Source organism: Enterococcus sp. AZ063, from assembly GCF_051715045.1.
In the GTDB taxonomy this organism is placed as follows: Bacteria; Bacillota; Bacilli; order Lactobacillales; family Enterococcaceae; genus Enterococcus_D; species Enterococcus_D casseliflavus.
This window is the reverse complement of record NZ_JBIOTA010000001.1, coordinates 3,424,319-3,449,709: the sequence shown is the minus strand read 5'-3', so window position 1 is coordinate 3,449,709 and position 25,391 is coordinate 3,424,319. Positions and strand designations below refer to the sequence as shown.

Sequence of the window (25,391 nt, the reverse complement as noted above, 5' to 3'; positions counted from 1 at the left end):
CTTCTTTTATAATTGTTTACGCGTGAAGCGCCAGACAAAGCGTTTTTGCAAGTAGTACGGATAGGTCAACAGCAGCCAAGACAGGCCAACACAAAAACCGCCTAACACATCACTGGGAAAATGCACACCAACATAAATACGGCTGATGCCGATGCAGCCAATCAAAAGGCCCAGCAAAAGGCGGATGCCCCATTGCCAAAAAGGCTGCTTGAAGAAAACTGGGACCAAGAAGAGCAAGGTTCCATAAAAAATCATACTGCCCGTCGAGTGTCCACTGGGGAAACTGAAACTTGATTCCGTGACTAAGTGTTCAAGAGTTGGGCGCTCCCGTAAAAAGACCAGTTTGATCAATGGATTAAAGAGCCCAGCAATCCCGATGGTACCAATACTGAGCCATATAGCTTCAGCATAATACTTGTTGATCACTAAGACAGCTAAAACAGCGAGAAAGAGCAAGATGATCGTGGTAGGATTCGCAAATTTTGTGACCCATAGAAAAAACGGTGTCCAAAACGGGTAGCCGCTGCGGATGATGCGAGTCAAGGTTTCGTCAAAGGAGACCAACCAAGTAGGGTAAAATTTCACGACATAGCCGAGAAAAACGAACAGCAGTAAAAAGCAACTGCCCGCAAATTGAAAATAAAGTTTTTTATGCATGGATAAGCCTCGTTTCTAGAGAATTTCTGTCAATTATTGTCATTAAGTCAAAGAGACATCTAGAAGGTATTATAGCATTTATCACAAGTCGGAAAAAGCGCGGAACGAGCAAGGTGTTACTCGTCTGAGCAAGCGATACGTTTATCGGGAGCAGGCCAATTGCTTCATTGCAATAAATGTTCGTTTGATTACAAAGAGTTTACAGTTTCTGAAATCGGCTCAAATACCTTTTATAAATTCTTAAGAAATTGTATACTAAACCTACGTTCACTATAAGGAAAAAACGGAGGAATAACGGACATGAACACGAGTCAATCAAGAAAAGTACATCGTCAAGCAGACCAATCGGGCGATAAGTATCGAGTGATCAAAAAAAGTGCAGTTGTTTTAGGAACAACACTGACTGCTTGCTCTGTTGTAGCTCCATTGGTGTCATCGGTTCAAGCAGAAGCCGTAGAGACCTCGATCGCCCAAGTTTCTACTAGCAATTTTGCCGCGCCGAATACTTCCGCGTTTATTGCTGAAATCGCTACGTACGCCCAACCTGTGGCAAACGCCAACGATCTATATGCTTCTGTGATGATCGCGCAAGCCATTTTAGAAAGTGGTTGGGGCCGAAGCAGCTTATCAAAAGCACCGAATTACAATCTATTCGGAATCAAAGGCAGCTATAACGGTCAAACCGTTTATATGAGTACCTTAGAATATTTGAACAACCAATGGTTGACTATGAATGAACCCTTTAAGCGTTACCCATCTTACACGCAATCATTTGAAGATAACGCACGTACTTTACGCTCAACTTCTTTACAAAGCGGTGTCGCGTATTATTCTGGCGCTTGGAAAAGCAATACGACTTCATATCTTGATGCAACCGCATGGCTAGCAGGCCGTTATGCGACTGCACCAAACTATGCCTCTTCACTGAATGCCGTGATCCAGCAATTTGGGTTAACGAAATATGACACGCCAGCTTCTGGCAATGCCGGTGGAGGCGCCACAGCCAGTGCTTCAACGAGTACGACGACCACGACATCAGCTGTCAGCACGAGCGGCAGTCAAACCTATACAGTCACTTCGGGCGATTCGGTCTGGTCGATCGCCAACAAACATGGCATCTCCATGGATCAGTTGCGCAGTTTGAACAATATCAAAAACGATTTTGTTTATCCAGGACAAACCTTGAAAGTCAACGGCAGCGCCCAAAGTACTTCGGCAACTTCAACGGTATCGATCGTCAATCGCAATGCTTCAGCAACTACATCAGGCAATACCTACACCGTAGTTTCTGGTGATTCCGTTTGGTCGATCGCCAATAAGCATGGCATTTCGATGGATCAATTTCGCAGTTTGAACAACATCAAAAATGATTTTGTCTATCCAGGGCAAAAAGTTGTCGTTAGCGGTGGTTCGTCTACGAATACCAGCAGTACTACGACCGTCAGCACGGCATCAACGGCTAGCCAAAGCAGTGGCGGCACCTACACGGTGGCAGCTGGCGATTCAGTCTGGTCGATCGCTAACAAGCATGGCATCTCGATGGATCAGTTCCGCAGCTTGAACAATATTAAAAATGACTATGTTTATCCAGGTCAAAAGGTGGTTGTCAGCGGTAGTTCTACCCGTACAAGTACAACGACGAGCACGACCGTCAGCAGCCAAACCAGCAGCAGTGCTGCAGGCAACACCTATACGGTGGCTTCTGGTGATTCAGTCTGGTCAGTTGCCAATAAACACGGGATTTCGATGGACCAATTCCGCAGCTGGAACAACATCAAAAATGATTTTATCTATCCAGGACAAAAGGTGGTCGTCAAGCAAGGCGGCACGGCAGCTACTACCAGCACTTCAGCGACAAATGGTACCTACAAGGTCGCATCGGGGGATTCTGTTTGGGGGATCGCAGATAAGTTCGGCATCACGACGGATCAATTTATCCAATGGAACAATATTCAAAATAACTTTATTTACCCAGGACAAACAGTTAGGGTAAAATAGATTGCTATTCCTAATGATTTTTGTTAGGATAAGTGCAAAGAAACTTTCACGTTTGAGAAGGAATAGTAGAAGTACGGTGGGACTTTTAGAGAGTGCATGGTTGGTGGAAATGCACAGCACACCTTTCGAACTCGTCTTCGAGTGATATCTGACTGAACCTGATTTGGCTAGGCAGATACGGCGATGGCCGTTAAAACATCGAGGTCTGCTTTTTTGAGGAGCAGATAAACTTAGGTGGTACCACGTTGATAACGTCCTATAAAAATCATAGCGATTTTTATAGGACTTTTTTTAAGTTTTGCTGGTTGATTTGACGAGCAAAACACCAATTTTTTAGGAGGAGTCCATCGTGAATTACAATCACAAAGAAATCGAAAAAAAATGGCAAAAATATTGGGCAAAGAAAAATGAATTCAACACCCATGATGAGCCGGACAAACCAAAATTTTATGCGCTAGATATGTTCCCATATCCATCTGGACAAGGATTACATGTCGGACATCCAGAAGGCTATACAGCTACGGATATCTTGAGCCGCTTCAAACGCAGCCAAGGGTACAATGTACTGCACCCAATGGGCTGGGATGCCTTTGGTCTGCCTGCCGAACAATATGCATTAGACACTGGAAATGATCCAGCGGAATTCACGAAGAAAAATATTGAGACCTTCCGCCGTCAAATCAATGCGCTAGGATTCAGCTATGACTGGAATCGTGAAATCAATACGACAGATCCCGAGTACTACAAGTGGACGCAATGGATCTTTACCAAGCTTTATGAAAAAGGGTTAGCTTATGAAGCCGAAGTTCCAGTAAACTGGGTACCAGAGCTTGGGACCGTGATCGCCAATGAAGAAGTCATTGACGGCAAAAGCGAACGGGGCGGCTACGATGTGATCCGCAAACCGATGCGCCAATGGATGCTGAAAATCACAGCGTATGCTGATCGTTTGTTGGACGATTTAGAAGAAGTTGATTGGCCAGAAAGCATCAAAGAAATGCAGCGCAATTGGATCGGACGTTCGGTCGGAGCCAACGTTACGTTTAAAGTGGCAGGGATGGAAAAAGACTTTACCGTCTTTACGACTCGCCCAGATACCTTGTTTGGTGCGACCTACGCCGTATTGGCGCCAGAACATGAGCTAGTGGCCCAAATCACTACACCAGAACAAAAAGCAGCCATTGATGCCTATGTAGAAGAAGCGTCGAAAAAATCTGATTTGAACCGAACAGATTTGGCCAAAGAAAAAACTGGTGTCTTCACAGGTGCCTATGCCATCAATCCCGTGAATGGTAAAGAGATCCCGATTTGGATCGCCGATTATGTTTTGGCTTCTTATGGAACAGGTGCGATCATGGCGGTTCCTGCCCATGACGAACGTGACCACGAATTTGCCAAAACATTTGGCTTAGAGATCATTCCTGTATTGGCAGGGGGCAACGTGGAAGAATCTGCCTATACCGAAGATGGACTGCATATCAATTCAGACTTTTTGGATGGGCTAGACAAAGAGACAGCCATCGAAAAAATGGTCGCATGGTTGGAAGAAAACCACGTTGGGAAAAAAGAAGTCAGCTATCGTCTTCGCGATTGGTTGTTCTCTCGCCAACGGTATTGGGGAGAGCCAATCCCAATCATCCATTGGGAAGATGGTACGACTACGACGCTTCCTGAAGATCAGCTGCCGTTGCGTTTGCCAAAAACCGACAATATCAAACCAAGCGGTACTGGTGAATCGCCATTAGCCAATGTCACAGATTGGGTCAATGTCACCGACCCTGAAACCGGGAAAAAAGGACGTCGTGAAACCAATACGATGCCGCAATGGGCTGGAAGCTCATGGTATTTCTTGCGCTTTATCGATCCTCATAATAAGTCTGTTTTGGCAGACTACGACAAATTGAAACGCTGGATGCCAGTCGATATTTATATCGGTGGCGCAGAGCACGCTGTCTTGCACTTGCTTTATGCTCGCTTCTGGCATAAATTCTTGTATGATATCGGTGTCGTGCCAACGAAAGAACCATTTGAAAAATTGTTCAACCAAGGGATGATCCTTGGGGAAAACAATGAAAAAATGTCAAAATCCCGCGGCAACGTCGTTAATCCAGATGATGTCATCAATCAATACGGTGCGGATACTTTGCGTCTATATGAAATGTTTATGGGACCATTGGATGCATCGATCGCTTGGAATGAGAATGGTCTTGAAGGCAGTCGTAAATTCTTGGATCGTGTGTGGCGCTTGATCGTCGATGAAAATGGCAAAATGCGTGACCGCATCACGACATTCAACGATGGCAAATTGTCGAAAGTTTACCATCAAACCGTTAAGAAAGTGACGGAAGATTTTGAGCAGCTGCACTTCAATACGGCGATTTCCCAATTGATGGTCTTTGTCAATGAAGCGTACAAAGCCGATGCTTTGCCTTACGAATATGTCGAAGGATTTGTGCAGCTATTGGCTCCGATCGCACCGCATATCGGGGAAGAGCTATGGTCGATCCTCGGGAATGACCATGGGATCTCTTATGTGCCATGGCCAACCTATGACGAAAGTGCCCTAGTGGAAGACGAGATCGAAGTCGTCTTTCAAGTCAACGGCAAAGTTCGCGCCAAAGCAATGGTGCCAGCGGATGCCGAAAAAGCAGTGCTTGAACAATTGGCGCAAGAAAACGAACTTGTCCAAGAACAGCTCCAAGGAAAAACGATCCGTAAAGTGATCGTCGTACCGAACAAATTGGTCAATATCGTTGCAAACTAAACGCTAAAAAATAGCTGCCTAGCAGATCGAGGGTCTGTTAGGCAGCTTTTTGGTGACGACAAAGAAAAAAAGTGTTACTGAGTGGTTCTCAGCAACACTTTTTTGTTATTTTTTGCGAATGATCCCATAGAACAAAGCGGCTGTTGCGACCAATGGAATCAAGATCACTAGTAGAAAGCCGTTTGGATACGTAGCGCGAGTGAAAATTTCTGATGAAGCATCACTTCCGCCAAATAGATGATTGGAAATCATGAACTGAGCCATCATAGCAACGATTGCGACAAAACCAATTGCAGCACCAGTACCGACGAAAATTTTTTTCTTTGCGTTGTTCATTACATTTGCCCCTTTTATAGTCTCTATGTATCATTATACAAAATTTGGATGCGTGTTCAATCTGATTTTGTCAAATAATTGATTCGTAATACACTTGAAATGTTTCTGACATATTTAAGCACCAGAAGAGTAAAAATTCCCCTGAAGACCGATCATATTATTCGCTGATCCTCACGGACTCTCGTATAATAAAGTAAGAGAAAAGAAAGAGGGGACTTACATGGAGTATCAATCATTTGAAGGCCAGTCGGCTTTTTTTGAAGATTATGCACGGATTGCCAAACCTGGCTATGAGGAAGAGGCAGTCACTGCCGATGTCTTGGAACAGTTGAATCAACAATTAACAGAAGAAGAGCTGTTTTACCGTTTAGCAGCCGAAGATGCCAAAGAAGGGCAAGTCTTTTTGTTTCCTTTCAGCAAACGAATGTTTACCGAAGACCTTGACGCCGCCATTTCAACAGAATTCCGTTATGATGGCGCACCCTATGTCTATGAGACTTACGAAGACGAACAACCTTAGTCACGCAGAAAAAAAAACTTTCAGATGATCTGTTAAATCATCTGAAAGTTTTTTTGTTGAGGCAACTTGTTGCTATTGGTGTTTGGCTTGCTGCTGCGCTAAGGTCAAGTCACCGATGTAAGGGACTTTTTTTCCAGCGACTTTCAAGTATTGTTCGGCGCCTTTGCCCGCAATAATCACGATATCCTTACTGTCTGCATCAGCAATCGCTGATTTGACGGCTTGAGCCCGATCCATCTCATGAATGATGGCAACTTCAGGATTGGTGATCGCAGCTGCGATTTCTTTTGCGATTGCGGATGCTTCTTCAAAATCAGGATCATCGCTGGTCAGGTAGACTTTGTCCGCATATTCTCCTAGCGCTCGTCCCATATCTGCTCGGCGAGATTGGGCTTTGCCGCCAGCACTGCCAGTGACAAAAAGCAGGCGGCCTTCTGGGCGCAATTGGCGGGCAAGTTCACTTAATGATTGGAAGCTAAGGTAATTGTGGGCATAGTCAACGATCATGACTGCGCCATTTTCTTTTTCTAAAACGATCATTCGTCCAGGGATGATCACTGTCGGCAGGACTTTCTGAGCGTCTTCACGAGAGGCACCCGCTAAGCAGGCAGCTAAAATCGCCGCTGCGGCGTTCTCATGGTTGAAAGAACCTAAGATCCCCAGTTGATATTCACCAGAGACTTGCAAGACATCAGAAGCAGCTGACAGCGCAAAGCCTTTTAGATCTGCCCCTTCTTGGACGACATAATCGGCGTCTGAACGTCCGTAGGTGATATAAGGAACTTGATGGACTTCACAAGTTTCTCGCAGCAAGTGGTAGTGATCGCTTTGGCGATTTAAAATCATCTGTTTGCTGTTGCGGATCAGTTCCCGTTTGCAGTAAAGGTAATCATCATAAGTTGGATGTTCCACTGGTCCAATGTGATCAGGCGAAATATTCAAGAACGCGCCAATATCAAAGGTAATACCGGCGACCCGTTTGGTTTTATAGGCTTGGGAAGAAACCTCCATCACAAGATGGGTCATGCCGTTTGCGACAGCCTCGGCCATCATCTTATAAAGATCCAGTGTTTCGGGGGTCGTCAACACTGCTTCATTAAAGGTTTTTCCGTCGACTGAGTTTTCCTCAGATGAAAAGAATGCTACTTTTTGACCCGTCGATTCTGCTAAAATCGCCCGAGCAAAATAGGCGCAGCTGGTTTTGCCTTTTGTTCCCGTGATGCCGATGGTCACCAACTGTTCTTGAGGATGGCCATAAAACGCTTGAGCGATCACTGCCATCGTTTCTCGAATGTCGGTGACGATGATTCCATAAGTTGCAAAGTTGTCATAGGGCGTTTCTGAAATGTAGCACTGAATCCCTTGGTCAATGGCGGCAGCCAGGTAGCTTTCTTTAAAAGAAGCCCCTTTACAGAAAAAAAGCGTCGCCGCATCGGCTGTTCGCGAGTCGTAGCTTAATGAGGTAAAGGCAAGATCAGTCATTTCTTGCGGCACGGTATAAACCCAATCAGTGGGGGTGATGATTTCTTTCAATAGGTTTTCCTGCAATAAGAGCTTGCGGATCTGTGGCACGGTAATGAGTTCCTTTTGCATCGTTGTTCTCCTTCATTCCTCTAAAGATTTCTCTTATTATAGCATAACTCCTAAAAACCGCCGTTTGGGAGGGAAAAGTTTTCTTTTTTTTCTCCTTATTTTGAAGAAACTTTAAGATGTTGCAAAAATAGATTGCGACCAACCCTTTTTCGAATTAAAATGGAAGGGATATGTTTGTAGAAAGTTGGAGATAATGGCGATGGATAAACACATGCGTTCAGTGTCAAAAGAATTAACTACACAAGAAAAAATGGCTCAAGGATCTGCTTGGATGACGATGGGAAATATCGGCTCACGTTTGCTTGGCGCCATTTACATTTTACCCTGGTATTATTGGATGGGCGCAAATGCGGATAAAGCAAATGCGTTGTTTGGAATGGGCTATAATGTTTACGCCTTATTTTTAATGATCTCCACTGCGGGGATCCCTTCAGCAATTGCCAAACAGATTTCTTTTTACAATTCTCGCCAAGAATACCGCACGAGCCAGAAGCTCTTTTTAAGAGCGTTTCAATTGATGGCAGGTTTTGGCGTGGTGACCGCTGGAATCATGTATTTGGCAGCCCCATGGTTGGCAACGGCTTCAGGCGGAGGCGCAGAATTGATTCCTGCGATGCGCTCATTGAGTATTGCTTTATTGGTTTTTCCTTGTATGAGTGTCATGCGAGGGTATTTCCAAGGAAACCAAGACATGAAACCTTTTGCGATCTCGCAAGTCGTTGAACAAATCGCTCGTGTCTGTTATATGCTTTTGGCGACCTTCATCATTATGCGGGTCATCGAAGGCGAATACACGGCAGCCGTGACGCAATCGACCTTTGCCGCCTTTATCGGTGTCTTAGCCAGCATTTTGGTATTAGGCTATTACTTCCAAAAGCAGCGGGTGCGGATGGATGTTTTAGTCGATATGAGCAAAGAAGAAACGGTGCTGCAAACCAAAGAATTGGTTTTAGCGACCATCAAAGAAGCGATCCCTTTTATTATCGTAGGCTCAGGGATCACGATTTTAAAATTGGTGGATCAGTACACCTTTGTTCGAATGATGAGCAGTTTTACCGAATTTTCAAATGATCAGCTCTTAGAACTAATGGCGATTTTCGGCAGCAACCCTGATAAGCTGACGATGGTGGTTATCGGATTAGCTACTTCCATGGCTTCAACGGGACTGCCTTTGATCAGTGAAGCAGTCGCCAAAAAAGACAAAAAGAACTTAGCCAAATTGATCAGCAACAACTTGCAATTGTATTCCTTTGTAATGTTTCCAGCGACTTTTGGGATGATCGTACTGTCTTATCCTCTATACACCTTGTTTTATCGTCCAGATGCGTTAGGGGCGAGCGTCTTAGTCGCTGCCTGTCTGTCTGGTCTGGTCTTGGGCTTGTTTATGCTTAGTTCGAGTATGCTGCAAGGGATGTACCACAACAAAGAAGCGGTTGTTTTCTTCTTTGTAGGATTACTGGTGAAAGTGATCTTGCAGTATCCAGCGATTCGTTTGTTCCAAGTCTACGGTCCATTGGTTTCTACCACGATTGCCTTAGGGATCGTCTGCTGGTTAAATATTCGCAAAATGATTCGCAAAGGCCATTTCAATGTAAACTTAACGTTGCGACGGACATTATTGATTGGGGCGATGACGATCATTATGGTGATCGCAGCGTTGATCGCTCGCCAACTCTTTGGGCTTGTCTTGAGCTCTGAAAGAAAAGTCCAAGCCTTTATCTTGAGCTTGCTAGTAGCAGGAGTCGGCGGCAGTGTATACATCTACATTGCGCTGAAATTGCGTTTAGCTGAAAAATTACTCGGCTCATCAATGGTTCGTTTACGCCAGAAATTACACATCAAATAAAACTAGAAGCAGCCGCTGAGCCTCCTTTGCGAGACCTTGGCGGCTGTTTTATATGAAAGGAAGAAACCGATGCGTTTAGACAAGTTTTTAGCGGATATGGGTTATGGCTCCCGCAAAGAAGTGAAACAGTTGATCAAAAAAGGTCTCGTGACCGTCAATGGACAAGTCATCAAGAGTGACAAAGCGCAAGTACTAGAAACACAAGATACCGTTTGTTTTGAGGGGGAACCCATCGTCTATCAAAGCCAGTTTTATTATTTGCTGAATAAACCCGCCGGCGTGATTTCGGCAACTGTCGATTCCTATGAAGAGACGGTCTTAGATTTGTTTTCTGAAGAAGCGTTTCGCGAAGATTTGTTTCCAGTAGGACGGTTGGATAAAGACACCGAAGGCTTTTTGCTGATTACGAACGATGGCGGATTGGCGCATCAATTATTGTCGCCTAAGAAGCATGTGGAAAAAGAATATTATGCCCAAGTCGAGGGAATCATGACAGCGGAGGATCAAAAAACCTTTGCCAAAGGCATCAAATTAGACGGCGAGTGGACCTTGCCGGCTGAACTGCAGATCCTCAACGTCGATGAAGAAGAAACGCGCAGCGAAATCAAACTGATCCTCCATGAAGGCAAGTTTCATCAAGTCAAACGGATGGTCCATGCAGTAGGAAAAGAAGTCGTTTATTTGAAACGGATTCGCATGGGAGGCCTGTCCCTGCCAGATGATTTGGCATTAGGCGAGTATCGGGAATTAACGTCTGAGGAATTGGCGAAGCTGCAAGAGCGAGGATAAGGCGGTTGGCGAGCTAAAGAAATTCTTATGAAAGTTGTTATTTGGCTGCAATATTTGTAAAAAAAGCCCGTTTTATAGGTAATTTACATGAAAATTTGCAACAATAGACTTTAAACTGTTGGAAAAACCCTCTTTTTTTTCATGAATAAGCATGTTAAAGTAGCCAAGCTACTAAAAAAAAGAAGGAGTTGCCTCATTGAAGAAAAAGATTTTTTTATTGCTCGCCCTTACGTTGCCGCTTTTCCAGCCAGCTGTCAGTTATGCTGCTGAAACGAAGAGCACTGAGGAACTGACGGTTTTGACTGCAGAACTTGCCACGTATGAAGAGGAAGTCACCACTAGCCAACAGAAAGTCACAGCGCTGGAAAGTCAATTAGCGGATTATCAGGAAGAATTAACCCAATTAGCACAAGAAAGCCAGGAAGTTCAAACGCAGATCGCTGCTCTGAATGACCAAAAAGCCCAGCATCAAGAAAGCCAAGCGCCAAGCAGCCTGGTAGTCGACGGACCACAAGCCACGATCCAACAACTACGCAAGTTTAGTGAACAACAAGCGGCTTTACGGGAAGTGAACCAACAATTGGCGGAAAAAGAAGCCGAACAACAACGAATCACTTCGTACCAAACCTTGACGCAAGCCCAATTAGTACATAGCGAAGAACAATTAGCAACAGCCAAAAAAGAATTGCAGTCCCAACAAGAGCAGCTGCAGCAGACGCAAGCCCAAGTGCAAGACCTACAAGAAAAAGTGGAGCAAGAAGCAAAAGCAGCTGAAGAAGCGAAACAAAAAGCCAAAGAAGCAGCGGAGAAAGCGGCAGCCAGTGAATTTTCACTGCCAATCACTGGCTCCGTGTCGATCTCCAGCGGTTTTGGTACTCGAGCAGACCCGACTGGTTTTTCAGGGACGCAGCATGACGGGATCGACTTCACAGGTCAAGCGGGGGAGAAGATCGTCGCCGCTCGTGATGGACAGGTAGAAGATGCTGGTTATGGTCCAAGCACGGGGAATTACGTGATTTTGGCTCATGATAACGGCTTTTACTCGTATTATTTTCACTTAACAACTATCAGTGTCTCGAAGGGGGCAACCGTTGCAGTCGGCGAGCAAGTCGGTACGATGGGGACGACTGGAAACTCGACTGGCGTCCATTTGCACTTTGGATTGAGTAAGACGTTGTGGTCAGATTTCGTTGATCCAGCAGCTTACTTACCGCTATAAGCCGAAGCACCGAGTAGAAACATTGAAAAAAACATCTGAAACCAAAAAGCATGACTGACAAGAGGGGTTCCTCAAGTCGTCATGCTTTTTTTGTTTACCACAAGCCCGGTTGAGCGATGATCACTAACTGTTCTTTGGTAAAGGGATGCTCCAGATGCAATTCATAGCCATGCAGCAGCAAACGCGGCGCTGGTTTGTTTTGGTAAAGCGTGTCACCGACGACTGGATGACAGATACTGGCAAGGTGGACGCGAATTTGGTGGGTCCTCCCCGTATCTAACACACAATACACATCGGTCGTCTTTTGTTGGGTGTGGGCGATGGTTACATGGGTGACGGCTGACTGACCGTTGCGGGGGTCAATGATTCGCTTGCGACGATCGTGACGGTCACGACCGATTTTTTTGGCGATCGTTTGATCTTGCGTAAGTTTACCCCAAACTGTGGCTTGATAGCGGCGGAAAATCTGTTTGTTTTCCAACATTCGACCCAAGATCGGCAACACCAAAGGATTTTTTGCGAATAAAACGATACCGCTGGTTTCTTTGTCTAGACGATGGACCACATAAGGCTGCTGCTGTTTCGGCGCAAGGTAAGCAGCTGCATCATTCAATAGGGTATCTGCTTCTAATGGCTGATTGGGGTGCGTCTTGACCCCCGCAGGCTTGTTCAGCACCAATAAGTGCTCATCTTCAAAAAGTACGTCGACTTTGTCTGCTTGGCCTAACTGGATCGGCTGATAGCTGTAATCACTGTCTTCAATGATCAAAGTGATTTGATCGCCGCCACGAACTTCTTGATGAAACATCGCGGGCTGCTGATTGACGGTAACATTTTTCCGTGTGCGCAGAAAATGGCGCACTTTTCGTGGGACGAGCCACTCTTGTTCCAACAACTCGCGAAGCGGCATGGGCGGGTGATTTTCGGGTAAAGTCATGGTGTATTCCATAAAAACGTCCTTTCTTTGCTGTTCGCTATCGACTATTATAGCATCTTTAAGCTTTTCTTATAAAAAAAACAATAAAAAACAGAGCATTCAATGCTAGAATAATAAAGCATTCTTTTCGAATGAAATTACGTCTAGAGCCGTATAACAAAGAAAGTCATTTATGCTACACTTAACCAAAGGAGCGTGAAGTAATGGATTGGAAACACATCCTTCACAAAATAAAGACCGGTTGGCTGACCTTTTGGCGCTGGTTAAAACCGTATTTGCAGCAATTTCATCAATGGCGCAAGCGGGTTTGGAAAAAATACCACGTAAATAAAATTTTTATTTTACTTAGTTTAGTTGCTATCTTAATCATGAGCGGGTATTTATTTTATATTGCCAAAAATACGAAAGTCAGTGAATTAGAGTCAGGTCTGAAAGAATCGACGGTGATTTTTGATGCCAATGGTGATGAAGCAGGGCAGTTGTACTCGCAAAAAGGCACGTACGTTTCTCTTGATGCCATCTCCAGTGATGTGGTCAACGCCTTGATCTCAACCGAAGACCGCAACTTCTATAATCACCACGGGTTTGATATCAAGGGGATCGCTCGGGCAGCCCTGCGCATGCTGGTCAACCGCAGTGCCGAAGGCGGTGGGGGAAGTACCATCACCCAGCAGCTTGCCAAAAATGCCTATCTGTCCTTGGATCAAACCTTTAGTCGAAAAGCCAAGGAGCTTTTCTTAGCGATCGAGATCGAGAAGAAATATTCCAAAGATGAGATTTTGGAAATGTATTTGAACAGTTCCTATTTCGGTAACGGGGTTTGGGGCATTCAAGATGCCTCGCTAAAATATTTCGGTGTCAATGCTTCTGAACTAAGCGTGGGAGAAGCTGCGACGTTGGTGGGGATGCTCAAAGGTCCTTCGATCTATAACCCGATCGACAATCTGGAAAACGCCACGAACCGTCGCGATACCGTCTTGAGTTTGATGGTGGATAACGGCAAGTTGGACCAGTCCGTTGCTGACCAAGAATCACAAGTTGCCTTAGCCAATTTACTGTATGATGGATTTGGCAATTCAGAATCTGGCTATAAGTATCCTTATTATTTCGATGCGGTCATCGATGAAGCTGAATCCTATGGGTTGGACGCCGATGATGTCATGAATCGCGGCTACAAGATCTATACAGCACTGGATCAAAACTACCAAGCGCAAATGGAAGCTGCCTATAAAAACGATGCCTTGTTCCCTGAAAATGCCGCTGATGGCACGATGGTGCAATCAGGCTCTGTCGCACTTGATCCGAATACCGGTGGGGTGCAAGCGGTGGTGGGTCGTCGTGGCGAGCACGTCTTTAGAGGCTTTAATTTTGCCACGCAAATGAAACGTTCACCAGGCTCCACGATCAAACCGATCAGCGTCTTCGCCCCTGCCCTAGAAGCTGGGTTTGAACCCGATAGTATCCTGAAAGACGAGCCCCTCGATTTTTATGATGCTCAAAACTTTGATGGGACCTATGCTGGCGAAGCAGTCATGTATCAAGCCCTCGCCCAAAGCCTGAATCTGCCAGCAGTTTGGCTGTTGCATGAGATCGGCTTAGATCGTGGGTACAGCAAAGCACAAGAGTTTGGACTTTCCTTGACCGAATCCGACAAATATTATGGCTTAGCATTAGGTGGTTTGGAAAAAGGGGAATCTCCAATGACGATGGCAGCAGCGTATGGCGTTTTCGCAAATGGCGGGTATTACTACAAACCGCATTTGATCACCAAAATCGTTGATTCTACTGGTGCCGTGATCGTTGACAATACGTCTGTGCAAGGCAAACGGGTGATTTCTAAAGAGACCGCTGATAAAATGACGAGCATGATGCTGGGCACCTTCTCTAACGGGACGGGTGTTAGTGCCAGTCCGTACGGCTTTACGATCGCCGGTAAGACGGGTACGACAGAGACCAACTTTGATGCTTCTAAGGTCAATGACCAATGGATCGTCGGCTATACTCCTGATATGGTTCTTTCAACTTGGTTAGGATTTGAGCATGTGAGTGAAGATCATTACTTAACAGGAACCAGTGGGCAAGTCGTTGGGAAAATATTCAAAGCAGAGGCCGAAAGCTTACTGCCTTATAGTCAAGGCACCCAATTCCAAGTTGCAGACGCTTATTGGACAGGCGGAAAACTGATGGCGGCCGATGAAGTACCAGATCCTGAGAGCAGTACGTCACAAAATGGCAATGATTGGCAGAAAACCATCGATGACTTTGCCGAAAGCGCCAAAGAAGGCATGAAGGAATTCGGCAGCAAGATCAAAGAAGGAACGAAAGAACTGTTTGGCGGCTTATGGAATTCCATCAGCGGAAATTAAAGGAATTAGGCAACTGCTAGTCTAGAACCTGAGAAGAATGGTATACTAGAAAAAAAGAGGAGGCGTCAAAATGGCAAATATTTATGATACAGCAAACCAATTAGAACGTGAATTACGCGAGTCAGAACAGTTTCAAGATTTGAAAGGTTCTTTCGACCGCTTGAAAGCAAATGAAGAAGCGTATGCGTTATTCAAAGAGTTTCAAGAGTTGCAACAAAGCCTGCAACAAAAAATGATGGCTGGCGAAGAAATGACAGAAGAAGAAGCGCAAAAAGCCCAAGAATTATCGCAAAAAATTCAACAAGACGGCATTGTTTCTGACTTGATGCAAAAAGAGCAAGCCTTCAGCTTAGTAGCCAATGACTTGAACCGCATCATCATGGGTCCTGTAAGAGATCTATACGAAGCGTAATCGCCAACAAACAAAGACCAAAGAAGCAAGTGAATCTTCAGAGCAATCGGCTGCAACTGCAAGAGCCTTTTCCAAAGAAGTTTCAAAATCGCTTCTTTGGTTTTTTTTATGAAAAAGGCGAACAAATTTTCGTATTTTGCTGACGAAATGCCTGAGAAATGTTATGATAGAAGCATTAAGGAGGGAGAAAGAAATGCGATTTTTACATAGTGCAGACCTGCATATCGACCGGTCATTTGAAGGGGTTCATTTGTTATCTGAAAAAGTGAAGACCCAACTCCCTGCCATCAATCAAAAAATCATCCGTAATTTGGTGGATGTTGCCTTAGAAAAAGCGGTCGATTTTGTTTTGCTGGCTGGGGATACATTCCATCAAGCACGGCCGAGTCTAAAAGTGCAGCATGACTTTTTTGCCCAACTGCAACGACTAGGGGAAGCACAGATCCCTGTCTATATGATTTTCGGCAACCATGATTATTATGATCCGCAACGGTATTGGTTTGCTTTTCCAGAAAACGTCATTCTCTTTTCATCAGAAGAAGTTCAAACGGTTCAAGGAACAACGAAAAACGGTGAAACCTATGCAATCAGTGGATTTAGCTACCAACATCCTTGGATCACTGAAAATAAAGTAACAGAATTTCCTGCAAGAGCAGCGGTGGATTACCATATTGGGCTTTACCACGGGGACCAAGCTGGTGAACGGTATGCCCCCTTTTCAATCAGTGAAATGAAGCAAAAAGGCTATGATTATTGGGGCTTGGGGCACATCCATGTACCTAAGACGCTCTCAGAGCAGCCACCGATTCTCTATCCCGGCACACCTCAAGGAAAGACCAAGAAAGAACAGGCGACTGGGGTGATTTTGGCAGACTTATCACCGCAGGGACCAACGATCGAGCGCTTGGAGATCGCAGAGATCGCTTGGCAAAAGCAAGTGGTCTCCTTAGCGGATGTGACTGCCTCGAATGCCGTATTGCCAGCGATCATTGAGCGCTTAAAAAGCCCTCGTTCGCGCTTGCTGCATCTGGTGTTGACCGATGTGCAGCAGCTGCCGCCAGATTGGTTTCCAGCTGCGGAAAAAAATGAATGGCTGACCTACCTCAATGAACGGTTGGCACAAACAGAGCCGCTGCAAGTGATCTATGCCCTTGAAGTCGAGCAAGCCAATGAAGACAAGATCGCATTGGCGGTATCAGAAGATTATATGCTGCAGTTTTTAGCGATGTATGAGTCACCAGAGATGTTTGCGGACCGACTGTCGGATCTATTGCAGCATCCGCTGATCCAGCGGGGGATCACCCATGAATCATTTCAAGAAGAAGTCTTGCAGCAAGCCAAGCAATTGTTGAAAGACGACTTTCAATGGGAGGAGCAGTCATGAGAATTTTAAAAGCAGAGATTACCGGTTTTGGGAAATACCATGAACAAAGCTTTGCCTTTCATCCGCAAAATCAGCTGCTCTTTGGGCACAACGAGATCGGAAAATCGACGTTGTATCAATTTATTGCCGCCATTTTGTTTGGCTTTCCGAAAAAGACAGCCAAGAAAAAAGACTATACCCCCAAAAACGGTGCTGCTTACGGTGGCAAGTTATGGTTGGCGCTGGAACCCTTCGGCGAAGTGATCGTGGAACGCTATCGGCAAGTGGACCGTGGTCGTGCCAAAGTCCATGTCGCTGGCCAGACGGTCGATGAGCAATGGCTGGCACAACACCTGCAGCCCCTCAATCGAGCATTGTTCTTCGATGTCTTTACTTTTCAGCAAGAGCAATTGACCCAGATCGATAAGCTAGAAGAAAATGAGCTGCACCAAGCGTTGATTTCTCTAGGGATCAGCGGCAGTCAAAAAATGCTGCAGCAAGTGGCGCAATATGAAACCATCAATCAGCAGCAATACAAGCCACGAGGGCAAAAGCTGCCTTTGAATCAAGCGTTAAAACAATTAGAAAAACTGCAAAAAACGATTGCGGAAAAAGAAAGCGAAGAAAGCCGCATCCAACAGCAGTATCAGCAGATCGCCCAGCTGCAAGAACAGATCCAAGACTTGCGGCACCAGTATCAAGCATTGAATGACGCTTATCAGGAAAATCAGCAACAGCTGAGTCACTGGGGCCTTTATGAAGAGTGGCAGCAAATGGCACCAGCAGATACGCTAGCCGATCCTCAGCAAGTCCAAGCCATCAAACAGTTTTATCAGCAGTATCAGCAGCTGACGGAAGAAATTCGCAAAAAAGAAGCCGAATTAGATCAGTTGGAGCAAGGAAAAGAATCAGACAAGTATTTCTTTTACCTTGATCACGAGCATCAGATCAATCACTTGCTGCAGCAGCAAGTGACGATGGCGCGTTTGGCAGATCGTGAAGCAGCAGCCAATCAACAAGAAACTGTCGCCATCACAGAGTTGAATCGCTTGATTGAAAAGCGCCAGTGGAGCAGAGAATCGCCGCCGCTAGTAACGGCTTCGATCCATGAACAAACCACACGTTTACTGCAAGAACGTGTGCAGTTAGAAGAGCTCGAAAAGCGCATGAGGCATTTAGAAGAAAAAGCGCAACCTTTGCAAGACACCGCGGCCCGCTTAGAACAGCAGCATCCTCAATTGATTGGCCGCAAGCCCGTTTCTCGCCCACTATGGCCGCTAGGGATCGTCGGTGGGCTAGTCGCAGTGATCGGTATCTTTTTGCCAAGTCCGTGGCGCTGGCTTGCATTAGGTGCGGGGATCGCAGCGATCACCGGCAGTATTTTGCCGCTGATGAAAGCAGCACCAAACAAGCAGCAAGGCATCAAGCAAGAATGGCAGACGGTCCTCATGCAGTTGGATCTACTGGGCGAAGAGTTGGCACAGCTGGAAAATGAACAGCAGCAAAAGCAACAGCAGATCAGCCGTGCCCACCAAGCGTTGACACCCTTTTTTGGTGATTTGCCGGTGGAAAACTGGCAGTCGTATCTATTGGCCTATGATGAAGATGTTGCTAGCTATCAAGCCTACTCGCAGCAGCGCAAGCAAGCCTATCAAGAACGGCAAGCGGTCACGGAAGAATTGGCCCCCTTTGAGGAGCAATTCCGCCCGTATGCGGAGTGGCTGCCGCTGCAAAACAAAACCTTGTTAGAAAAAGCGGCGATGTTGCAGAAGTTTCATGAAGAGATGCAAACGATCAAGCTTTCGCGGTTGCAACAACCTAGCACGTTACTGGCCCAACAATTGACCCGTACCCGCAACGAACGCGACCAGCTGTTTGCCCAAGCCAGTGCGCTCTTGCAGCAGCAAGGGTTAGATCACCCTGCAGAAATCAGCCTCTGGTTGAAGCAATGGGAAGCAGCGCAGCGCACGCAGCAGCGAGCAGAAGAATTGGCGGGGATGTTAACACCGATCTATCCCAAACCAGTCACACAAGCAGAATTGCTGCAGCAAAAAGACCAGATCAAGCAGCAGCAAACACAGCTTCAGGCACAAATGCAGCAGTTGACGGAGCACAAACAGCGCTTGGAATTAGAAGCAGCAGCCAGTCAAAAAAACGGCACCTTGAATCAGCTTTATCAAGAAGAAAGTGAGCTGAAGGCGGTCATTGAAGAACTCGCTGTGGCATGGGGCAGTCGTCAGTTGGCGGCTTCAATTTTGACGGATGTCACGACTGAATTGTCAGAACAGCAATTGCCGCAGCTATTGTCAGCCGCTTCGACTTATTTTGAACAGCTTTCAAACGGACGTTATCAAAAGATTCTTCTGGAAAATGGTCTGTTAGTAGCGGCAAATGCCAGCGAGACCTTTTCGATCATTGACTTGTCCACAGGAACGAAGGATCAGTTGATCATGGCGTTACGTTTCGGTTATCTAGCGCTGCAAAAAAATCACCCGTTGTGCCCGATCATTATTGATGATGGTTGGTTGCATTATGACAGTGTTCGTAAGGAACGCTTCGCAGCACTATTAAAAGAGTTTGGACAAAGTTATCAAGTAATTTGTTTGTCTTCTGACCAAGAAATGGTAAGCTATTATCAGAAGTACCAGCAGCCTATCCAGGATCTGAGTAAAGGAAGTGAAAGATTTGGCTGATCGGCCAAATAAGCCCATGAAAAAAATTCGTGAATTAACTGTTGATGAAACGTTTCAACTTTTCTTACTGATCAAAAATGCCGATGTACGGATCGCGAAAAACGGCAAAAAGTTTATTGCCTTCACGTTTCAGGATACATCTGGCACGATCGATGGAAAGTTTTGGGATGCATCAGATGAAGAAATCGCCCGTTTTGAACCCGGGAAAGTGGTACTACTAGATGGGAAACGAGAAGTTTACCAAGGCAATCCGCAAGTCAAAATCATGCATTTGCGTTTAGCGAAGCCGGAAGAACCCCACGAACCAAGCCAATACATGGAAAAAGCGCCCTTGCGAAAAGAAGAGATGGAAGAAGAAATCAGTCAAACCTTGTTTGAGATCACAAATCCTCACTGGAATCGCATCGTCCGTTTCTTGTTGAACAAGTATAAAAAGGAATTCTTTGATTTTCCAGCTGCGAAGCGCAATCACCATGCCTTCGCCAGTGGATTGGCGTATCATACGACAACTATGCTGCGCTTAGGAAAAGCGATCGTCAAAGAATACCCTGAATTAAATGCGTCACTGCTGTATGCGGGCATTATTTTACATGATTTAGGAAAAGTGATCGAGTTGACAGGTCCCATGACGACAGAATATACCTTAGCGGGGAATCTAGTAGGGCATTTGGTCTTAGTGGATGAAGAAATCACGCAAGCCTGTATTGCTTTGAAATTTGATGACAAACAAGAAGACATCGTTGTTTTGCGGCATATGGTCTTAGCCCACCATGGTTTATTAGAATATGGGTCACCTGTTCGGCCCCGCATAATGGAAGCGGAGATCCTCCATCAGATCGATAATTTGGATGCTTCCATGCAAATGATGCTGACCTCGATCCGCCTGACAGAACCTGGTCAATACACAGACCGAATTTTTGGCATGGACAATCGGAGTTTTTATGTACCGAAAGAAGTGTAGCAGTGATGTTGCAGCTTGATCGATCAAAGTGAATGATAGAAAGAATAAAAACCACGCTAGGCTTGCTTAGCGTGGCTTTTTTAGCTGCTGGAAAAGCAGTTGGATCGTAGATAGAAATCTAATCGGCACAAAAAAAGAAGCACCGCTATGACGGCACTTCTTTTTTTTGTTTATTCAGCAGAAGAATCTGTAGCACTTTCACTTGTTGCAGTAGAATCATCGGTTGCCTCAGTAGCAGAAGAATCTGCTGCAGAGCTGTCTGTTGCATCCGTTGCAGAAGAGTCAGCAGTTGAATCTTCTGTTTCGGCAGCTGTGATGTAATCAGAAAGCAAGTCTGCTAAGTCAGAGTCTTTCATTTTCACGTTGGCTGCTTGCAATTCTTGACCGATCGTTGCTGCCACAAAGGTTGAATCATTCAACAACGTGTTTTGAGCAATTTCCGTCAATTCATCTTTGTATTTATCCATATCGTTGCCTTTGTCTTGGTTTTTCACCATTTTCACGATATAGTATTCCGTCGTATAAGTCGACGTGTTGGTTGCAGAGATCACTTCAGAGATTTCACCATCTTTTAAATCAAAAGCGGCTGTTTTCACTTCGTTTGGCACAGCAGTTGACGTTGAATCAAATTTGATCGTTCCGCCATCTTCTTTTGTTGCCGCATCCGTTGATTTTTCTTTAGCGATTTCGCCAAAGTCAGCATCATCTTTTTTCGCTTCTTCTAAGACATCTTTGGCATCATCTTCACTTGCTACTTTGATGATTTGTGCTTCTACTTCTGGGTGGAAAGAATCCCAAGCAGTTTTCATTTCTTCATCAGTAATATCCATGTTGGCTTTTAACCCTTCTGTTAAAGAAAGCTGTTCTTTCAATTCTGCACGGTAAGATTTCACCGTATAACCAGAAGCAGTCAAGGTTGATTCAAAAGAATCACTACCGCCGTATTGTTCAGCCACGTTGTTGAATTGTTCGTCGATCATTTCTTCAGTCACGTCATCGCCGTATTTTTCATTAAAGACTTTTAAGACGATCATTTGACGCAACGCTTGTTGGTTTTCTGAACTTGTTTTTGCTTTGTCATAAAAATCTTGAACAGTGATTTTACCGCCCTTCATTGTTGCGATTTCCTCACTTGAGTTTCCACAAGCCGCTAATGCAAAAAGACTCATTGCACTGACTGCTACTAAAAGTAATTTTTTCTTCATTCGTTTAAGCACTCCTAATTCTAAAAAGATTCATAATAATCACTGCACCTACTATACCACTTCTAGAAATGGTTGGGAAGAAAACAGTGGATGTTTCAAACAAAATTCATAAAAACTACAAATTTTCGATTTGTTTGTTATCCTCTGCGCTTTGGGCTTGAATCGTCGTGATGTGTTGATTCAATTGCTCCATTTGGGTCTTGATCCGAGCAAGGCGCGGTTGGGCTTGGAATTTGAAGGCTTCCAAATCTTTCGTGAAAGACTCCGTAACAACAGGGATCGTTTCGTCGATCGTTTTGCGGGTCACCATTACGGCATCTTTTAGCTGTTTGACGCTGTCATTGAATTCTAAGGTCGCTTCTGTCGTGTCATCTAAATAGCGAATCAATTCTTCACGGGTTTCATTGCCGCTTTTCGGTGCAAAAAGCAAACCGCCTAAGCCGCCGGCGATGGACCCGAATAATAGTCCTTTAAGAAAATTGCCGATCATTTAGTCCACCTGCTTTCCAATTTTTTCGGCGATTGCCGCTAGTTCTTCCCCCGTGTAATTGTCTGCGTGATTGCCAAAATGGATCTTGAAATCATCGTCTTTGCTGTAACGAGGAATCAAATGGACATGGGAATGGAAGACCGATTGGTACGCCAATTCTTTATTGTTGTTGATGATATTTAAGCCTTCGATCTCAGGGAATGCTTTTTCGATCGCCCGAGCAATCTTAGGGATGCGGGCAAAAACCGCTGCTGCCAACGTTTCATCGTACTCAAAAATATCCGTCACATGGGTTTTGGGAATCACCAATGTATGACCAGGGGTGACTTGGGAAATATCTAAAAAGGCATAAACTTGCTCATCCTCGTAGACTTTGTAGCTAGGGATCTCACGATTGTTGATTTTACAAAAAATACAATTTTCCATTGTAAAAAAACCTCCTTGATCTATTACCTCTACTTTACCATATTTTGCTTTTTTTCGTCTGGTTTCCTCTTTGAAAAAGTCGGAACAAGGCAACTGTTCCTTCAACAAAGGCGGTTTTTTAAAGAAATGCGAAAAGCGAGCGAGAAACGCTTGCATTTAGATTCCAACAACCCTAGACTTAATATCAGAAATCAATTGGAAAGAAGGAACCTATGAAACCAATCATCAAAGAAACCTTACAGAAAAAAACAACGACTTCAGCGAAGCTCCGCTACTTGGCTTATGCCTATAAAGAATGGTTGATTGCGATCACGCTTTTTGTGGTGTTCGCAGGTTCGATCACCTATTCGCTAACGCGCCCAAAAGAAGAAGTAGTCAATGCCGCCATCGTCACTGAAACAGTGATGGACCCTACGGTCCAAAGTGAATTAGAGACAGCCGTTGAGACCTGGGCGATCGACCAAGGGTATCAAAAAGAAGAGTTGAGGATCAGTCTGGTTTCCTATGCTGAACCTGCTGCTGTTCAAGCCTTTACCACCCGTCTTGCCGCCGGTGCGATCCAAATGGTCATTTTTCCAGCGAGTGATGCACAACTGTGGCAAGAACGCTTTGGCAGCCAAGAATTGCCGCAAGAAACCATTACAGTGGGAGAAAACGAATTTATCTTACAAGTCACGAATAAAGAAAAATAAGCAACGGTTTTGCTAGCGGATTGAAAAAAAGAGCCTACGTTGACAGAAAGCCGTAATTAGGCGAATCGGAGGAAAAGAATGACTTTACAAGTAGCAAATGTGACAGGCGGTTATAACCAGCTGCCAGTCTTAAAAAATATTGATTTTACGATCGGCGATGGTGAGCTCGTTGGTCTGATTGGCTTGAATGGGGCGGGGAAGAGTACGACGATCAAAGAAATCATCGGGTTACTGCAACCTCACAGCGGGACGATCACGATCGACGGCTTGACCTTGAAGGAGAACCCAGAGCAATACCGCAAACAAATCGGGTATATTCCCGAAACCCCATCTTTATATGAAGAATTGACCTTAAGAGAGCACATTGAAGTGACAGCGATGGCCTATGATCTTCCGCAAGAAGAAGCCATGAAGCGAGCGGAGCGTTTGTTAAAAACCTTTCGCTTAGAAAACAAACTCGATTGGTTCCCAGCAAACTTCTCAAAAGGGATGAAACAAAAAGTCATGGTGCTGTGTGCCTTTTTGATTGAGCCAAGCGTCTACATCATTGATGAACCTTTTCTAGGATTAGATCCTTTAGCGATCAATGCGTTATTGGAACTGATGAATGAGATGAAACAAACCGGGGCATCAATTTTGATGTCCACCCACATTTTAGCAACCGCAGAGAAGTATTGTGACAAATTCATCCTACTGCATAACGGTGAGATCCGCGCACAAGGGACATTGGCGCAGCTAAGAAGCCAATTTCAAGCACCAGAAGCCTCCCTTGATGATCTGTACCTCGCACTGACAAAGGAGAGTCAAGCATGAAGCAGTTTTTCTCGCAACGCTTACAGCGGCATCAAAAACAGATGACACGCTATTTGCGCTATGTCTTCAATGATCATTTTGCTTTGATCAGCACCTTCTTAGTGGGAGGTCTGGGGCTGTATTATTCAGAATTGCTAAAAACATTGCCGCGGCCGTTTCCATTAGGCGGCATCATCGTGGTCGCTGTTTGGCTCTTCGTTTTACCGCTGGGACGCTTAGCGACACTGACGAAACCGGCAGATTTGATTTTTCTGTTAGCCAAAGAAGGGCAAATGAGAAGTTACCTCAGTCAAGCCCTGCGTTATTCCCTCTGGCTGCCCTTTGGGGTCTTATTTTTAGCCGTAGGAGCAACGATGCCTTTAGTCGTGGTCACAGCAAACAGTACATTTGCTTCCTTTCCCTTCTTTTTAGGAATGATGTGGCTGTTAAAACTGGGGGATCTTTCACTGCAGCGGATTCGGTTGTATCAAGAAACACATCAGCAAGTCAAACAGCAGCGAGGAATCTGGTTCGCCAGTGCGTTAGCTGCCACACTTGCCAGTATTTATGTAGCACCTTGGCTAGGGTTGGTGATCAGCATCCTCCAAGCAATCTGGTTCCTCTTTGGCGTGAAATCTAATCGTCAGCTCTTGGATTGGGACTATATGATCCAAGCTGAGCAATCACGCTTATTACGGATCTATCGGTTTATCAACTTGTTTACAGATGTTCCCCAAATCACGACGGAAGCCAAACGGCGCAAATACCTCGACTGGTTGCTGGCAAAGATCAAACCAGCCCAAAGCAATACGTATCTTTATCTTTACTTGCGCCGAGTGATTCGTGGTGGGCAATACGGCGGTCTTTATGTTCGTTTATCCTTGATTGGTGGCTTCGTCTTATTCTTTGTCGATGAGCTTTGGATCAGTCTGCTGATTGGCTGCTTGTTTCTTTATCTGATCGGTTTCCAACTGATCCCTTTGATCAATGAATTTCAATACATGGTTTTGACCCATTTGTATCCCGTGCCAGAAAAACAAAAAGCCGCAGCAATCAAAAAAATTATCGGGTCACTTTTGCTTGTGACGACTGTTTTTTTCGGCGTGATCTGTTGCTGGCGCTTGCCCGTTGTTTGGCAAGGGGGCATCGCTTTTGTGGGCTTCTTCCTCTTTGCGGGTCTTTTTTTAGGCATCTACTTGCCAGGGCGATTAAAGAAAATGCACGCCTGATCCTCAGGAAACCTCTCTTACAAAAAGCGAACGCATATGCGCTTGACGGCAACCCTTTAGGAAGCTAGAATAAGAGGTACTGCGAAATAAGGAGAGAAGCTAG

21 protein-coding genes and 1 other annotated feature are annotated in these 25,391 nt (G+C 45.1%); of the genes, 14 read left to right on the top strand and 7 right to left on the bottom strand.

What is annotated here, in order from left to right:
• Positions 1-6: 6 nt before the first annotated feature.
• The gene (locus IGK61_RS16165) at positions 7-657 is read right to left on the bottom strand and encodes a phosphatase PAP2 family protein (RefSeq protein WP_005227675.1); all 651 of its coding nucleotides are present in this window, start codon (positions 655-657) and stop codon (positions 7-9) included.
• A gap of 300 nt (positions 658-957) precedes the next feature.
• Here IGK61_RS16165 and IGK61_RS16160 point away from each other — a divergent pair, with 300 nt between their 5' ends.
• Together IGK61_RS16160 and leuS are read left to right on the top strand one after the other, a co-directional pair.
• A complete protein-coding gene (locus IGK61_RS16160; protein ID WP_074536214.1) occupies positions 958-2,655 on the top strand; it encodes a LysM peptidoglycan-binding domain-containing protein in 1,698 nt (565 codons plus the stop codon).
• Positions 2,656-2,697: 42 nt separating this feature from the next.
• Positions 2,698-2,917: a binding site (T-box leader), on the top strand.
• 87 nt (positions 2,918-3,004) lie between these two features.
• On the top strand, positions 3,005-5,419 hold the full coding sequence (leuS, locus tag IGK61_RS16155; protein ID WP_010749009.1) for a leucine--tRNA ligase: 2,415 nt from the start codon (positions 3,005-3,007) through the stop codon (positions 5,417-5,419).
• Positions 5,420-5,524: 105 nt separating this feature from the next.
• Here leuS and IGK61_RS16150 read toward each other — a convergent pair whose 3' ends face one another.
• The gene (locus tag IGK61_RS16150; protein ID WP_005227680.1) at positions 5,525-5,755 is read right to left on the bottom strand and encodes a hypothetical protein; all 231 of its coding nucleotides are present in this window, start codon (positions 5,753-5,755) and stop codon (positions 5,525-5,527) included.
• 220 nt (positions 5,756-5,975) lie between these two features.
• Between IGK61_RS16150 and IGK61_RS16145 the strand changes: the two genes are divergently transcribed.
• On the top strand, positions 5,976-6,275 hold the full coding sequence (locus IGK61_RS16145) for a DUF5960 family protein (RefSeq protein WP_005227682.1): 300 nt from the start codon (positions 5,976-5,978) through the stop codon (positions 6,273-6,275).
• Positions 6,276-6,347: 72 nt separating this feature from the next.
• Here the strand turns inward: IGK61_RS16145 and murE are convergent, their stop codons facing one another.
• Positions 6,348-7,868 carry a UDP-N-acetylmuramyl-tripeptide synthetase gene (murE, locus tag IGK61_RS16140; protein WP_005227684.1) on the bottom strand — a complete coding sequence of 507 codons (1,521 nt, stop codon included), beginning with the start codon at positions 7,866-7,868 and terminating at the stop codon, positions 6,348-6,350.
• Between the two features lie 199 nt (positions 7,869-8,067).
• On the opposite strand from murE, the gene IGK61_RS16135 reads away from it, so the two are divergent.
• The 3 genes from IGK61_RS16135 (at position 8,068) to IGK61_RS16125 (ending at position 11,722) form a co-directional block, all read left to right on the top strand.
• Positions 8,068-9,714 carry a putative polysaccharide biosynthesis protein gene (locus IGK61_RS16135; protein ID WP_015510492.1) on the top strand — a complete coding sequence of 549 codons (1,647 nt, stop codon included), beginning with the start codon at positions 8,068-8,070 and terminating at the stop codon, positions 9,712-9,714.
• 69 nt (positions 9,715-9,783) lie between these two features.
• The gene (locus IGK61_RS16130) at positions 9,784-10,503 is read left to right on the top strand and encodes a pseudouridine synthase (protein WP_074536212.1); all 720 of its coding nucleotides are present in this window, start codon (positions 9,784-9,786) and stop codon (positions 10,501-10,503) included.
• Positions 10,504-10,699: 196 nt separating this feature from the next.
• The gene (locus IGK61_RS16125) at positions 10,700-11,722 is read left to right on the top strand and encodes a M23 family metallopeptidase (protein WP_074536210.1); all 1,023 of its coding nucleotides are present in this window, start codon (positions 10,700-10,702) and stop codon (positions 11,720-11,722) included.
• 94 nt (positions 11,723-11,816) lie between these two features.
• On the opposite strand, the gene IGK61_RS16120 is transcribed toward IGK61_RS16125, so the two are convergent.
• On the bottom strand, positions 11,817-12,671 hold the full coding sequence (locus tag IGK61_RS16120) for an RluA family pseudouridine synthase (protein ID WP_074536208.1): 855 nt from the start codon (positions 12,669-12,671) through the stop codon (positions 11,817-11,819).
• Between the two features lie 191 nt (positions 12,672-12,862).
• Here IGK61_RS16120 and IGK61_RS16115 point away from each other — a divergent pair, with 191 nt between their 5' ends.
• The 5 genes from IGK61_RS16115 (at position 12,863) to IGK61_RS16095 (ending at position 20,454) form a co-directional block, all read left to right on the top strand.
• A complete protein-coding gene (locus IGK61_RS16115) occupies positions 12,863-15,025 on the top strand; it encodes a PBP1A family penicillin-binding protein (protein WP_005227705.1) in 2,163 nt (720 codons plus the stop codon).
• A gap of 70 nt (positions 15,026-15,095) precedes the next feature.
• Positions 15,096-15,437 carry a YlbF family regulator gene (locus IGK61_RS16110; RefSeq protein WP_005227708.1) on the top strand — a complete coding sequence of 114 codons (342 nt, stop codon included), beginning with the start codon at positions 15,096-15,098 and terminating at the stop codon, positions 15,435-15,437.
• Between the two features lie 193 nt (positions 15,438-15,630).
• The gene (locus IGK61_RS16105; RefSeq protein ID WP_233619068.1) at positions 15,631-16,821 is read left to right on the top strand and encodes a metallophosphoesterase family protein; all 1,191 of its coding nucleotides are present in this window, start codon (positions 15,631-15,633) and stop codon (positions 16,819-16,821) included.
• Complete coding sequence (locus IGK61_RS16100) at positions 16,818-19,493, top strand: AAA family ATPase (protein WP_074536204.1); 2,676 nt, start codon at positions 16,818-16,820, stop codon at positions 19,491-19,493. The genes IGK61_RS16105 and IGK61_RS16100 overlap by 4 nt, the downstream gene beginning before the upstream one ends.
• Before the next feature lie 16 nt (positions 19,494-19,509).
• Entirely contained in the window at positions 19,510-20,454 is a 945-nt protein-coding gene (locus tag IGK61_RS16095) for a 3'-5' exoribonuclease YhaM family protein (protein WP_026008117.1), read from the top strand.
• Positions 20,455-20,624: 170 nt separating this feature from the next.
• On the opposite strand, the gene IGK61_RS16090 is transcribed toward IGK61_RS16095, so the two are convergent.
• From IGK61_RS16090 to IGK61_RS16080, 3 genes are all read right to left on the bottom strand, one after another.
• On the bottom strand, positions 20,625-21,659 hold the full coding sequence (locus IGK61_RS16090; protein ID WP_074536202.1) for a peptidylprolyl isomerase: 1,035 nt from the start codon (positions 21,657-21,659) through the stop codon (positions 20,625-20,627).
• 115 nt (positions 21,660-21,774) lie between these two features.
• On the bottom strand, positions 21,775-22,149 hold the full coding sequence (locus tag IGK61_RS16085; RefSeq protein WP_074536200.1) for a YtxH domain-containing protein: 375 nt from the start codon (positions 22,147-22,149) through the stop codon (positions 21,775-21,777).
• The gene (locus IGK61_RS16080) at positions 22,150-22,575 is read right to left on the bottom strand and encodes an HIT family protein (RefSeq protein WP_005227719.1); all 426 of its coding nucleotides are present in this window, start codon (positions 22,573-22,575) and stop codon (positions 22,150-22,152) included. It lies immediately after the preceding gene.
• A 212-nt stretch (positions 22,576-22,787) separates the two neighbouring features.
• On the opposite strand from IGK61_RS16080, the gene IGK61_RS16075 reads away from it, so the two are divergent.
• From IGK61_RS16075 to IGK61_RS16065, 3 genes are all read left to right on the top strand, one after another.
• The gene (locus IGK61_RS16075) at positions 22,788-23,267 is read left to right on the top strand and encodes a hypothetical protein (RefSeq protein WP_074536196.1); all 480 of its coding nucleotides are present in this window, start codon (positions 22,788-22,790) and stop codon (positions 23,265-23,267) included.
• Positions 23,268-23,345: 78 nt separating this feature from the next.
• Positions 23,346-24,080 (top strand): ABC transporter ATP-binding protein, encoded by a 735-nt coding sequence (locus IGK61_RS16070; RefSeq protein WP_005227728.1) that lies wholly within the window; start codon positions 23,346-23,348, stop codon positions 24,078-24,080.
• The gene (locus IGK61_RS16065; protein WP_005227729.1) at positions 24,077-25,288 is read left to right on the top strand and encodes an ABC transporter permease; all 1,212 of its coding nucleotides are present in this window, start codon (positions 24,077-24,079) and stop codon (positions 25,286-25,288) included. The genes IGK61_RS16070 and IGK61_RS16065 overlap by 4 nt, the downstream gene beginning before the upstream one ends.
• The last annotated feature ends 103 nt before the right edge of the window (positions 25,289-25,391 follow it).